The organism is Desulfosediminicola ganghwensis, from assembly GCF_005116675.2.
Taxonomy (GTDB): domain Bacteria; phylum Desulfobacterota; class Desulfobulbia; order Desulfobulbales; family Desulfocapsaceae; genus Desulfopila; species Desulfopila ganghwensis.
On sequence record NZ_CP050699.1, the window covers coordinates 3,090,604 to 3,103,188 of the forward strand.

At 48.1% G+C, this 12,585-nt stretch carries 12 protein-coding genes; 9 read left to right on the forward strand and 3 right to left on the reverse strand.

The features are described 5' to 3' along the window. Positions 1-8 precede the first annotated feature (8 nt). Positions 9-2,039, forward strand: coding sequence for a molybdopterin-containing oxidoreductase family protein (locus FCL45_RS13080; protein ID WP_136797836.1), 2,031 nt, complete (start codon positions 9-11; stop codon positions 2,037-2,039). Positions 2,040-2,332: 293 nt separating this feature from the next. Here FCL45_RS13080 and FCL45_RS13085 read toward each other — a convergent pair whose 3' ends face one another. After that, the gene (locus FCL45_RS13085; RefSeq protein WP_136797835.1) at positions 2,333-3,340 is read right to left on the reverse strand and encodes a LysR family transcriptional regulator; all 1,008 of its coding nucleotides are present in this window, start codon (positions 3,338-3,340) and stop codon (positions 2,333-2,335) included. Between the two features lie 126 nt (positions 3,341-3,466). On the opposite strand from FCL45_RS13085, the gene FCL45_RS13090 reads away from it, so the two are divergent. The 5 genes from FCL45_RS13090 to FCL45_RS13110 all read left to right on the forward strand — a co-directional run bounded on the left by FCL45_RS13090 (position 3,467) and on the right by FCL45_RS13110 (position 6,971). Next, positions 3,467-4,012 carry a GNAT family N-acetyltransferase gene (locus tag FCL45_RS13090; RefSeq protein ID WP_136797834.1) on the forward strand — a complete coding sequence of 182 codons (546 nt, stop codon included), beginning with the start codon at positions 3,467-3,469 and terminating at the stop codon, positions 4,010-4,012. A 374-nt stretch (positions 4,013-4,386) separates the two neighbouring features. Continuing rightward, positions 4,387-4,983, forward strand: coding sequence for a MarC family protein (locus tag FCL45_RS13095; protein WP_136797833.1), 597 nt, complete (start codon positions 4,387-4,389; stop codon positions 4,981-4,983). Positions 4,984-5,096: 113 nt separating this feature from the next. Beyond that, positions 5,097-5,663, forward strand: coding sequence for an NUDIX hydrolase (locus tag FCL45_RS13100; protein ID WP_136797832.1), 567 nt, complete (start codon positions 5,097-5,099; stop codon positions 5,661-5,663). 330 nt (positions 5,664-5,993) lie between these two features. Then, entirely contained in the window at positions 5,994-6,326 is a 333-nt protein-coding gene (locus FCL45_RS13105; RefSeq protein WP_167495785.1) for a cupin domain-containing protein, read from the forward strand. A 168-nt stretch (positions 6,327-6,494) separates the two neighbouring features. Further along, complete coding sequence (locus FCL45_RS13110; protein ID WP_136797830.1) at positions 6,495-6,971, forward strand: hypothetical protein; 477 nt, start codon at positions 6,495-6,497, stop codon at positions 6,969-6,971. A 25-nt stretch (positions 6,972-6,996) separates the two neighbouring features. Here the strand turns inward: FCL45_RS13110 and FCL45_RS13115 are convergent, their stop codons facing one another. Further along, a complete protein-coding gene (locus tag FCL45_RS13115; protein ID WP_136797829.1) occupies positions 6,997-8,679 on the reverse strand; it encodes an AMP-binding protein in 1,683 nt (560 codons plus the stop codon). A 279-nt stretch (positions 8,680-8,958) separates the two neighbouring features. Here FCL45_RS13115 and FCL45_RS13120 point away from each other — a divergent pair, with 279 nt between their 5' ends. The 3 genes from FCL45_RS13120 to FCL45_RS13130 all read left to right on the forward strand — a co-directional run bounded on the left by FCL45_RS13120 (position 8,959) and on the right by FCL45_RS13130 (position 10,904). Further along, entirely contained in the window at positions 8,959-9,111 is a 153-nt protein-coding gene (locus tag FCL45_RS13120; RefSeq protein WP_176360044.1) for a hypothetical protein, read from the forward strand. 310 nt (positions 9,112-9,421) lie between these two features. Beyond that, positions 9,422-10,210, forward strand: a complete 789-nt coding sequence (gene nfi, locus FCL45_RS13125; protein WP_217907579.1) for a deoxyribonuclease V — start codon at positions 9,422-9,424, stop codon at positions 10,208-10,210. Positions 10,211-10,367: 157 nt separating this feature from the next. Next, entirely contained in the window at positions 10,368-10,904 is a 537-nt protein-coding gene (locus FCL45_RS13130; protein WP_167495784.1) for a DUF2062 domain-containing protein, read from the forward strand. Between the two features lie 47 nt (positions 10,905-10,951). Here FCL45_RS13130 and FCL45_RS13135 read toward each other — a convergent pair whose 3' ends face one another. Continuing rightward, positions 10,952-12,466, reverse strand: coding sequence for a hybrid sensor histidine kinase/response regulator (locus FCL45_RS13135; RefSeq protein WP_136797827.1), 1,515 nt, complete (start codon positions 12,464-12,466; stop codon positions 10,952-10,954). Between the last annotated feature and the right edge of the window lie 119 nt (positions 12,467-12,585).

Sequence of the window (12,585 nt, forward strand, 5' to 3'; positions counted from 1 at the left end):
AGAGTTCCATGCAGTCAGAAAATGTGAATATGGTTGAGCTGAAAAAAACAGTCTGTCCTCTTGATTGTCCGGACAGTTGCGGCATGGTAGCGAAAGTTGAAAACGGAGTGATCACCTCACTGAACGGAGATCCTGATCACCCGTACACAAATGGTTTTCTCTGCCGTAAAATGCGCTCATATCATCAGCGTGTCTACTCTGAAGATCGAATACTGCATCCCCAGGTTCGAGTGGGTAAAAAGGGCCAGGGGCAATTTGCCCGAATCAGTTGGGATGAAGCGCTGACATTACTTGCCGACAAACTGAGTCATGTGCGTGACACGTATGGCGGGGAGGCTATTCTGCCATATCAGTATGCAGGCAATATGGGGCACTTGAACTGCAACGCCGGTCATGCCTTGTACCATAAGCTCGGCACCAGCAGAATTATAGAAACAATTTGCTCTGCGGCCGCCGGTGCCGGGTGGAGTATGCATCTCGACAAAGTGCCCGGCAGCCCGCCAGAGGTGGCTGAAGACTCAAAGCTGATAGTGGCCTGGGGCATCAACGTAAAAGTCACTAATGTTCACTTCTGGCAATACATCAGTAAAGCTCGGGCGAATGGGTCTAAACTGCTGGTGATCGACCCGTACCGTAACGAAACCGCCCAGTCTGCAGATGAGTATCTGCAGGTATTGCCTGGTGGTGACGGTGCACTGGCGCTTGGCGCCATAAAGTCTCTTCTGGAAAGAGATTTGCTCGACCAGCAGATGATTGATGAGCAGACCACGGATTTTGAGCAACTTGCTGCGTATCTGCAGGCGACACCATGGCAGGAGTTTTGTGAGCAAAGTGGTCTGCCGCAGCAGGAAATTGAACGAATCGCCACGCTGCTTCAAGATAATCCGGCTACATTTATCAGAATTGGTATAGGTCTGAGCCGCAATAGCCGCGGCGGCATGAGCGTTCGTGCTATCACGGCTCTTGCAGCGGCGCTGGGGTTGTTGTCTGGTCAACCTGGGCAGGGGCTGTTGTACTCGAGTAAAGCATTTTCAGGTGATAGTGCCAGGGTCCGTTTTCCTGAGCTACTCGAGAAACCGACTCGTTTTATCAATATGGCCCACCTTGGCCATGCACTCACCACTTTGAAAGACCCCATTCGCCTGTTTATGGTCTATAGCTGCAACCCCTTAAGTGTGGCGCCGGATGGCTCGATGGTCAGGCAGGGGTTACTGCGTGAAGATCTCTTCACGGTGGTGCACGAGCAGGTAATGACGCCCACTGCACGATATGCCGACCTGCTGCTGCCAGCCACGACTTTTCTGGAAAATCGAGATCTCTACACAGGCTATGGCCATTTCCAGCTTGGTGTAGTGAACCCTGTTGTTCCCGCCCTGGGTGAGGCGAAGAGTAATTTTCAGTTGTTCCAGGAGTTGGCTCAAAAACTTAGGTTTACCGATGAGGCGTTTTTGCAGAGCGAGGAAGATCGCCTCGCCTCGTACATCGCGACCATAGAAGGACTGCCGGCAGATTTCAGCTACCAGAGAGAAAAATTTAGCGGCTGGATAACCTCTACTCGCAGGCGTTTAGGCGAGTCGGTGAAAGAGTGCTGGAATTACAGCTACAGATTCGCGGCAGCAGGCGAACCTGGTATCCCGTCAATCCCCTGTGTTTTGAAAGCGGCTGAGTTTGCCGATAAAGATCTCTGCAGCAGATTCCCGTTTGCCCTGATCACCCCACCGCACATGGATCTACTGAACTCCACTTTTGGCGAGCGCTATCCAGGGAAAAATGGTGAGGTCCTGATTCATCCTGAAGATGCTGCTGAATACGATATCAAGGAAGGCGATTGCGTCAGGTTGAGCAACTTTCGCGGTAAGGCAGAGCGTGTTGCCGTGGTAACGGATGCCACCCAGCGTGGGTTATTGGTAGCGCCAGGTATTTTCTGGCAAACCGATTCCAGCGGTACAGGGATCAACGATCTCACCTCACAGAAAGTGACCGATATTGGCGAGGGACCGACGTTTCATGAGAGCCGGGTGCAAATAGAGATAATGTAGGAGTTCGTATCAGGCCGAGTTTACGATCCGTTCAGGCGGCGTCAGGTCCGAAGCTTTATGCGGCAGGCATTGGTAGTCTTCCGAATCAGAGATTATTCCGTTGAAGGTCTTGCCTGTTTGCAGCCAGGATGCTGAAGAAAGTGACCCTGGCTGGATTGTGCCCCGGCGGTAATGCATTCGGGGCACAATCGGTGCTTATTTTGTCCTCAAAGTAGAGATTCTGAATTATGGCAATAGTTTAAAGTTCAGGATGATTTCTCTGTTGTGACAAAATATTTCATTGGAAGTTCAGGTTAAGGTAGATCCGGGAAAGAATCAGCACTGTCGAAACTGTCTGCAACGGTAGGATCGGCATTAATCCGGAACCTCTTTATCATTGAATCTTCCAGCATGGTTTGCTTGATATGGGTAAGGAATGTTTTTTCAGTGATGGTGGGTATCCGGTCCTGCAATTCGACCAGGGAGATGGTGTTGATGGCGTTGGGAGTAGGGCTGTTAATCTGCACTATTTTGCCCCCAGTAATCTCGCGCCAGACAAGATGCGATGAGGTTGCCGCCATCCCCATCCCCAGCTTGACGCATCTGAGATTCGCCTGATGACTCTCAACCATCAGCACCACGTTGGGATGAATATTGGATTTGCCGAAGTGGTGTAGAAACCAATGCTTTAAAAAGAGATCATCGTGTTCGTCAGAGATAAAATCCTGTTCAATCAGGTGCTGATATGAATGATTTCCCTCAATCTTCCTGTCGTAATAGTGTTTGGAGCAGATCAAGGTGAGCTCTTCATCGATTAACGGAATGATATTATAAAAATCGGGTCCTCCGGTCATCTGCATGGTGGTCAGGGCCAGATCGATCACCGCAAAATCTATCTCCCCCTCCTGCAGCAGATTTAATAGAGGTACCGGTTCTCCAAGGCGGATGGAAAAGCGTACGTCTGGGTACTTCTGTCTAAACGAAAAACAGATCTCAGGCATGTATGCGCGGCCAAATTCATATGGCACACCGATTCGCAGCAATCCATAGGGTGTATCGGCAGGGTGACGCAGGCCCTGGAGAATGTCGGGCAGGTCGGATAAAAATGGCTGGATTGTGGTGAAGAGTTTGTGGCCTGCAGCGGTGGGGACCAGTTTTTTGTGTATGCGCGTAAATAGCTGCACCTTCAATTCTCTTTCCAGTTTTTGAAGATGTTGACTGACTGCAGGCTGGGAGAGGTTCATCTCTCTTGCTGCCTCGCTGACGCTGTTATGTGTGTAAATATAGTAGAAAATTCGAAGGCGATTCAGGTCGTGTTGCATAACTCAAACTTATTAGGTGGATTGTTTATATATATTTTACTTATTAACTGCTCTCCTGTAACGTGGCAAGGATTAAATGAGGAACCACAAAATCCTGAAAACATTTAGGCGATAACAGGTACGGATATGAGTGAAATACGAATACGAAGAGTTGAGCGAAGAGATTTACAGGCATGTGTAGCTCTTGAAGAGCGTTGCTATCAGCCTATGGAAGTGGCACCGCCAGACTTTATCGAAAGGCGTATAGAAGTATATCCGGACGGGTTTTATGTTGCAGAAGTCGGCAGCGAAATCGTTGGTATGATCAACTGCGGAGCAACACATAAAGATGACATCACCGACGAAGAGTTGAAATACCTCATTGGTCATGTGCGCAATGGCAAAAACGGTATCGTGTTCTCCCTGGCGGTCGATCCAAGATATCGTGGTAACGGTATTGCCAGAAAGCTCATGGAAAAAATGATTGAAGTATCTGGAAGAAAAGAAAAACAAAAGATCATCCTGCTCTGTAAAGACGATCTGGTTGATTTCTATACTGCACTTGGTTTTAGCTATGGTGGGCCGTCTTCGTCTGATTTTGGCGGCTATGTCTGGCACCAGATGCAATACGAGCTGCCGGCTCCCGCGTGGGCAGTAACAAGCCACCACAACTCTGTGTCACTCTCACTTTAGCACACAGAGACCGATTACCACACCGGCTGTTTGAGTTCTCATTGAAATCGCTTTTGCGTGCTCATCTCCTTCCTCATCAGCTGGGTGGTGGTTGGTGACGTACCTCATCTTCTCACACAATAAATAGCAATCAGAGTAGTCTCTGGTTGATGGCAATAGGCCACAGACATAACTGCGCTGTCGTAACGGTTCACCCGGTACTGACAAGAGATGTTGATGCGGCTATGCAGAGTTGTATCCTGCCTTTGGGATCCTGGTATGGAGATTCTGGCCTGATTGACGAGCGACTGGTGCACTCGCTCCAACAGTGTCCGGATTTTTGCCGCTGCAGATGTATTGCCAATAGTAATCACACTTAACTGTTCAGGAATACAATGGAAGTGAGCTTTTCAATTCTCTCAACTGCAACCCTGCTTTTTTTTGTTATAGATCCGTTCGGCAATGTACCGGTAATGCTCTCTGTGTTGAAATCTGTACCAAAGCAGAGAGTTCGCAGAGTGATTGCTCGTGAGATGCTTTATGGGCTTGTCATCCTGCTGGGTTTTCTCTTCTCAGGGAATCAGTTTCTCAAGATATTTCATCTGCAGACTGAGGCGGTGACCATTGCAGGTGGCGTAATTTTTCTTATTATTGGCATTAAAATGATTTTTCCACCGGCTTCGGGTACCAATATTTACGGCACCAATGGAGACCCGTTTGTGGTACCGATCGCGATTCCGATGATTGCAGGGCCGTCAGCTCTGGCCACACTTCTGGTGTTGACCAAGTCCAGCAATGCTCATATTCTTGAAATTTTCCTGGCGCTCCTGCTTGCCTGGGGCGTATCCGCTGTGGTGTTGCTCTTTGCACCTTTGTTGCTCAGGGTTCTAAAAGAGAAAGGTTTGGAGGCGTTGGAGAGGCTTATGGGAATGTTGCTGCTCATGCTTTCTGTTCAGATGTTTATTGATGGAATTAGCGGACTGCAGCTGTAAGGTATCTATGCTACTGTTGTATTGCAGCTCTGAGATGTTGACGCGAGCGAAAGTGAGGTATAGGGTCTTTTACTGGAAGTGCGTCGGCAAAATAAAGAGGGCAAAGGAGAGCAATGAAGAAGTCTGAGCAGGAGCTGGAAATTGAAAACGGCTGGGAAATCCATCCGGATCGTACAGTGTTGGAAACACCGGTTGTAACGGTAAAGGCGGGGCCGGTTGTTTGTAAAAGAAGCGGCAAAAAGAAAGATCTCTACCTGTTTGATTTTCCCGATTGGGTAAATGTAGTTGCGCTTACACCTGAAAAAGAAATCCTTCTGATTCGCCAATACCGTTACGGCTCCAAGCGTATGGAGCTTGAAATCCCGGGCGGAATGATGGAACCGGATGAGCATCCAATAGAAGCTGGATGCCGGGAGTTGCTTGAAGAAACAGGCTTTGCAGGCAGAAATCCCCAACTCATAGGCCGGGTCTGTCCTAACCCGGCTATTCAGCGCAATTACTGTCACACCATACTGGTTGAGGATGCCGTGCGTGTATCGGAGCCAAGTTTTGATGATATGGAAGATATTGAATGTATGTTGGAATCGGAGCAGCAGATTCTGGAGCGCATCAAAAGCGGGTCCATAGACCACGGGCTGGTGCTGAATGCTCTGATGTTTTATTTATCCAGAAGTAGCTGAATCTTACAGCTGAAGTCCCAAGGGTAGTTAGATAGATGAATGCTGTTTGTAAACATTAAGCAGAGTATGGATAGGATACTTTTGCACCAACCCATTTCCTGATCTGGTTGGTATGTGGTTCCAGCCCCCTCCCTTTGTTCCTCACGCCTTACCTTGTGAAGCTAAGCTTTAGTGATAATGAGATATTTATTTTATGACTCTTGTCGTGCTATATGGTAACCTCTTTAACTGTATAGAATTGTTATGGTAAGATGCTGGAGTTTGTAATACCGTAGTCTAATTGTATTACTGCATATAACCGAATCAATGAGCATGCAGGAAAGGGAGAATATGAACGAGTGGGTAGAAAAAAATGGTTATGCCACTTGTTTGCAGGCGGCTGACAAAACCTTGAGGCAAGAAGGGACAGAGGTGTCTCTTATCCGATTCCGTAGCGGTAAGTTAGAGCATTATCATAAGTACACCACAGAGTTTTTTCATTTTACTTCCGGAGAGGGCAGGGCGCTGCTTGATGGTCGGGAGATCAGTATTTTCCCTGGCACGTCCGTTGTCGTCAAACCATACCAGAATCATACCTTTATGAATAATTCCACCAGTGAATTTCTGGAAGCAGTGATGGTGAAAACCAATATACGTCCTGATGATAGCTACTTTACCGAATGACCTACTGGATGCAACACGAGTGGATCCAGCCGATCCCAGTCCCATCACCTCGAAGTAACACTTTCCTCTTTGGGCCCAGGCATAGAAAAAATGTGAATTACCAGAAATGTGTGGTAATGTGCCAGATGTATTGAAAATTAAGGGCAAATTTAATTTTGAGGAAAGGCTATGATCAAGTTGTACAGGCTCACTGAAGAGCTGCGAGAGTACTGGGAGACATGGCAGCACGATGATGGCAGTCAGATAGTTCATTGGGGAGAACTTGGCACAAAAGGGATGACCAGGTTTGTGAAGGACTCATTCTTTTCGAAAGCCGAAAAAAAGGTGAAAAAAGAAATCGCATCACTGCAACGGCAAGGGTTCAGGGAGCTTGAGCCAGAATGGCTGGTGATGATCGAATATGGTCTGAACGGCCTTGATGGTGAAAAAGCACTCGAGAAACGCTATCTCATTCAGGACAGGATGAATCAGGTACTTGGGTGGACCGCCCTTGGACATTGTGATGGTGGAAGCATAGACACCAACAGTATCGAGATAACCAATCTTGTTATTGATGCTGAATTAGCCAAAACTGTAATCGCCGCAGAACTTGCCGACACTGACTTTAAAGATTACCTGAAAATATATCACACGAAAACAGGGTGATTCGGGCAAAAGGGAAACGGCTGTTTCAGGTTGTGGTGTTTTGCAGTTCGGCAACCATTTCTTTGCGCATGATGAATTTTTGAATCTTGCCTGTCACGGTCATGGGGTATTCATCAACAAAACGGATATAGCGTGGGATTTTGAAATGTGAGATCTTGTCCTTGCAGAATTCATGTATCTCCTCTTCATCGGCAGTTTCATCTTCATGCAGGATAATCCAGGCACACAGTTCTTCTCCGAATTTGCTGTCCGGTACTCCAAACACTTGAACGTCTTTGATTTTATGGTAACTGTACAGGAGTTCTTCTATTTCTCTGGGATAGATGTTTTCACCTCCTCGAATGACCATATCCGTTAACCTGCCGACAATCGAGCAATATCCTTCTTCATCGAGTATGGCCAAATCCCCGGTGTGCATCCAGCCTGCGTTGTCTATAGCTTTTCTGGTTCGCTCTTCATCGTTCCAGTATCCCTGCATCACAATATAGCCGCGTGTCAGTAACTCACCTTTGGTACCTGGAGGCACAGTTCTTCCTGACTGGTCTATAATCTTTGCCTCCACATGGGGGTGAACACGCCCCACTGTTTTCACTCTTTTCTCTAGAGGTTCGTTGGTGCCGCTCTGAAAGCTTACCGGGCTTGTCTCTGTCATACCGTAGGCAATTGTTATTTCAGACATGTGCATCTTTGAGATCACCCGTTTCATTATTTCAGTCGGGCAGGGAGCACCTGCCATGATGCCGGTGCGGAGACTGTCGAGTTTGAACTCGTGAAAACGTGGATGATCAAGTTCGGCGATGAACATCGTAGGCACGCCATGAAGAGCAGTGCATCGCTCTTCGGAGATCGTCTCTAGCACCGCCAGTGGCTCAAAACCTTCTGCAGGAAATACCATTGTTGAACCGTGCGTTATGCAGGCGAGATTGCCGAGAACCATGCCGAAACAGTGATAGAGCGGCACGGGGATGCAGAGGCGGTCTTTCTCGGTGAGTTTCATAGCCTCACCAATGAAGTAGGCGTTGTTTAGGATGTTGAAATGTGAGAGGGTTGCCCCTTTGGGCGAGCCGGTGGTGCCGCTGGTAAACTGGATGTTGATTGGTGAATCAAACTGCAGGCTTTGTTGTACCTGTTTGACTTTGGCAGCTGAATTGTTGTCGGCCAGCCAGGGGATTTCTAAAAAATCAAAAACTCCTCTCTGGGGCTGCCCCCCGATCTGGATCAGGATTTTCAGGTGCGGTAACCGGTGCGTCATCAAGGCTCCGGGCCTGCAATCATCAATTTCCGGTGCTATTTCGTGGAGCATTGCGCAGTAATTGCTGGTGCGAAATGAATTGGCATAGATAAGCGCCCTGGCCTCCACCGCATTCAAGGCGTATTCTAGCTCTGCCAGTCGATAAGCCGGATTTATATTCACCAGAATCAGACCGATTTTAGCAGTGGCAAGCTGACTTATCACCCACTCGCTATTGTTCGGTGACCATATACCAATCCTGTCGCCCGGCTTAAGTCCAAGAGCCAGCAATCCGGCCGTAAATTTGTTCACTTTTTCCTGGAGCTCACTATAGGTCCAGCGTATTTGCTGATGACGCACTACCAGTGCTTCATTATCGGGGAACTTCCTGACTGTGTTATCAAAATTTTCTCCCAAGGTTTCACCAAGAAGAGGCGTATGGCTGGCACCGTGAACATAGGACTGGTGGATTTTCATGGGATTGCGCTCCCTTAAAATGTTGGCAGAATATGATTTGTTAACGGAATATATGTAAATTTTAGGTGCTTTAAGGGAAATGCTCAAGCTGGGAGGGGATTGGTAACAACTAAAAGCTGAGTTTCAGGGGGAATCAGATTGTAAAATTGACACAACGCTCAAGGGGAATTCGGGTATGACCCTTTGGTGGACAACCACAGTACAGTCATCTATTATTGAATGGAACATAGTAAATTATTGGCATATCCGGATGGTTCATCTCCATGGGAAAGGTGAGTAGTGAAAATGGGAATCATGAACAACGTATATGTTCTGTTGATAATCGTATTTCTGGCAGTTGTTCCGTGGGGGAGTGGAGCTTTTGCAGAAGAGGGGATGACGTTCGAAGCAAATCAGGGTGGCACCTGCATACATATCGCGACCCTGGATTGATATGCAGGCGGAGTTTCAGGTAACGTCCATGGTCGGTATGAACACGGGTGATCCGGATGGCATTACCCACCAGGTAATGGCCACCTTTTAAAAAGCTGAAAAGCAACTCACCACTCTGGCTGGGAAGATGCTGCTTACAGCTCCATCAGGTAAAGAGCTGATATGCGAACTCAATGATTCAGGTGGTGGCAATTTTACTGCCAATATTGTGATTGACGAGGATGGCAAATTGGCGATAAGTTCCCATTTTCAAATTGATAATGAACAGTACAATGTACAACTCTGGTACCCTCACACTGAGTGAGAGGTGATGAAATATTCAAATATCTGGTGCGGTCGGGTAGAAATGCTGACTGCACTTTTTTTTGAGCAATTGATCATGAAAAAGACGCCATGGCATTTTGATTCAACCGCTATTTCCCCTAAAGAAGCAGTACGTCTCCAGCGTGAACTGCAACAGCAGGTCATTGTTCAGGATCAGTTTGATACAATCGAGTTGGTGGCCGGTGTAGATGTAGGATTTGATAAGGCCAGCAATCGTGGGCGGGCTGCTGTTGCGGTGTTGCGCTACGATGATCTGACCTTGGTGGAGAGTGCTGTGGCTGAAAGCGAGCTTACCTTTCCCTATGTCCCTGGTCTGCTCTCGTTTCGTGAATTACCTGTTGTTTTGAAAGCGCTTGAACATCTTTCCGTGTGGCCCGATATCTTCTTATGTGACGGCCAGGGGATAGCGCACCCACGGCGATTTGGTATAGCCTGTCACCTGGGCTGTATCACGGGTATTCCTGCATTGGGGGTTGGTAAAAGCCGTCTTTGCGGCAGTCATGAAGAGGTTGGTGAAGAGAAGGGGAGTCTGGTCGAGCTTAGAGACGGCGATGAAGTCATTGGTGCGGTGGTCCGAACCAGGAGGGGAGTGAAACCGATTTACGTCAGCCCTGGACATAAAATTTCTCTTGAAACAGCAATAAAGGTCGTGTTGAAATGCGTAACCAAGTATAAGTTGCCTGAGACCACACGATCTGCTCATGCTCTTTCTCTATTTAATACGAGAAGCCGGACTCAGGGCCAGCATCAACAGGGTGATGGTTTCTACTTGTAATACGTGTTGTGAAATCAGATGATTCTGATAGCTGCAAGGTTGTTCGCATAGACATGGCTGTTTCTGGTATTGGTACTTCGCCAAACTATGATTAGTGTACAGGCGGTGTAGTCAGTACGAGTTGAATCTATAGATATCTTTACAGGTTGAGGGAAGTTTGGAGCAAAAGGATAAGAAGCGGATTATTATTCCTTTCAGACCGGTTTTCCGCTGGCTGGTCAGGCTGAGACGCTCTCCAAAGGCTATTGCCGGAGGTTTCGCATTAGGGACATTCGTTGCGTTTACCCCTACAGTAGGCATTCAGATGGTAATTGTGATTTTTCTTGCCACCTTGCTGAACTGCAATCGGCCAGCCTCTATATTGGCAATCTGGATTTCCAATCCGGCGACCATGGCCCCCTTGTACACCTTCAATTACATGGTGGGAAAACTTTTTTTCGCCGGGCCTCCAGTGAAGGAAGTGTACCGCTCTTTTACCGGCATTGCTGCGCAGTTACTCGATATCGGCTCCCTTGATATCGTGGAGCAGTGGCGGCTGATTCGCCAACTTTCGGGGGATATAATTGTACCATTGATGGTAGGCAGCGTGATTGCGGGGCTTGTAGCGGCGTTTTTTGCCTATGTGCTCTCGTTGGCTATTTGTCGCTGGCTGGTGATGAAAAGAGCCAATCGAATGGTGTTGAGGAATAAGTGAATTAATTCACATATTTCTCGATTAGACACGGCTTGCTGATTTTTGGGCTAACCTGGTTGTGCCTCGGCAGCAACATGCTCCGGCGTGGCCTTGACTGGCTCCGTTATCGGAAAACTCAGGGTAAAGCAGGTTCCTTCACCAAGTTCTGAGTGGACATCAATATAACCCTGGTGTGCTTCGACAACCTCTTTTACCAGGGATAACCCCAGACCAGAGCCGGTGATGTGCCTGGTGGCTTTGCCTTTCACTCTGAAAAACCTGTCAAATATATGGGGCAGGTCTTCGTCGCTGATCCCGATTCCCGAATCCTGAACAGATAAGTTGGCAAAACCGCCAATCACCGTGGTGGCGATCTCTACCCGGCCACCTTGGGGTGTGTATTTCAGGGCGTTGGAGATGATATTCATAAAAGCGGTGCGGATATGGTCATAATCGACATTGAACCACCAGTCTTCATCGCTGGGCATGTAGGCGATGGTTATTTCCTTGTTTTCCGCCTGCTCCCGAACCACATCGAGAATGTGGTCGAGCACTTCATGGCCGCGGACAGGTTCAAGGTTGAACTCTACGGTGCCGTTTTCCATTTTTGACAAATTCAGCAGGTTGTCGATCATCCGCAGCAGATCCCGGGTGCGCACGGTTATTCGTTTATGCATGGTCGAACAGGCCTGGCCTGATTCATATTTGCAGCCGACCTGCAATGCGTAAATCATCTGCTCCACCGAGGCGAGAGGCGATTTCAGCTCGTGGGCAACCATGGCCACGAAGTCGGACTTCATGCGGTCTATTTCCTTATGAGTGGAAATATCCTCAAAAGCGGTGACTGAGCCGATGACTCTGCCGCTCTCAGAGGTTACGGGAGCGCAATGGGCCCTGAGGTATTTTCGGGAAATTGTGCCGGGCTGAAACTCCCTGGTCACTACCACCTGTTTGGCCATTGCCTGGTGAACCATTTCCACGGCATTTGTATCGAGGATGGACTGGGCGATATCCTTACCGATTACCGGGTCGGTCTGGATTTCGAGAATCTTTATGGCGGCGGGGTTGTGATGGACAACCACACCAGTGTTATCGGTAATGACCACAGCCTCGGCCATGCAGCCAAAGACTGTCTTCAATCTGCTCTGTTCGTTCTGAATGGTCGCGATGTTCAGTGTATGTTCTTCACGAAGGCGATGGGTTTCCCGTTCGAGTTTGATTTTATCTGCGGCACGACTCACCACTATGCGAATATAGTCTGGTGTGAAGGGCTTACCGACAAAATCAAAGGCCCCCTGTTTCATGGCTGACACCGCCTTGGAGACGGTGGCAAAGCCGGTGATGACGATAACTTCTATCTGCGGCTGATGTTCTTTCACCCATTCAAGCACACCAAAACCGTCGATACCGGGCATCATCAGATCGAGCAGCACGATATCAAAACCCTGATCACGGATCATCTCAATACCAGCCTCGCCATTCTCAGCCTTGGCGATTACATACCCCCGGTTCGAGAGTGCCCGCTGCACACCTTCACGGATCACTTCTTCATCATCAATTATCAGAACACGCATCTCTGCCATGACTCTCCGCAATTGGTAATAGTGCTTATAAACGACATGCCTGGTGTAGATGCTGAAACATTATCTGCCCAGGACAAAGATTTTATATGTTTACCTATAATGAGTTGATTGGTAATCAG

Coding starts and splice junctions, on each gene's coding strand:
- FCL45_RS13080 (WP_136797836.1), top strand. CDS start 9: ATGCAGTCAGAAAATGTGAATATGGTTGAGCTGAAAAAAACAGTCTGT.
- FCL45_RS13085 (WP_136797835.1), bottom strand. CDS start 3,340: ATGCAACACGACCTGAATCGCCTTCGAATTTTCTACTATATTTACACA.
- FCL45_RS13090 (WP_136797834.1), top strand. CDS start 3,467: ATGAGTGAAATACGAATACGAAGAGTTGAGCGAAGAGATTTACAGGCA.
- FCL45_RS13095 (WP_136797833.1), top strand. CDS start 4,387: ATGGAAGTGAGCTTTTCAATTCTCTCAACTGCAACCCTGCTTTTTTTT.
- FCL45_RS13100 (WP_136797832.1), top strand. CDS start 5,097: ATGAAGAAGTCTGAGCAGGAGCTGGAAATTGAAAACGGCTGGGAAATC.
- FCL45_RS13105 (WP_167495785.1), top strand. CDS start 5,994: ATGAACGAGTGGGTAGAAAAAAATGGTTATGCCACTTGTTTGCAGGCG.
- FCL45_RS13110 (WP_136797830.1), top strand. CDS start 6,495: ATGATCAAGTTGTACAGGCTCACTGAAGAGCTGCGAGAGTACTGGGAG.
- FCL45_RS13115 (WP_136797829.1), bottom strand. CDS start 8,679: ATGAAAATCCACCAGTCCTATGTTCACGGTGCCAGCCATACGCCTCTT.
- nfi (WP_217907579.1), top strand. CDS start 9,422: ATGAAATATTCAAATATCTGGTGCGGTCGGGTAGAAATGCTGACTGCA.
- FCL45_RS13135 (WP_136797827.1), bottom strand. CDS start 12,466: ATGGCAGAGATGCGTGTTCTGATAATTGATGATGAAGAAGTGATCCGT.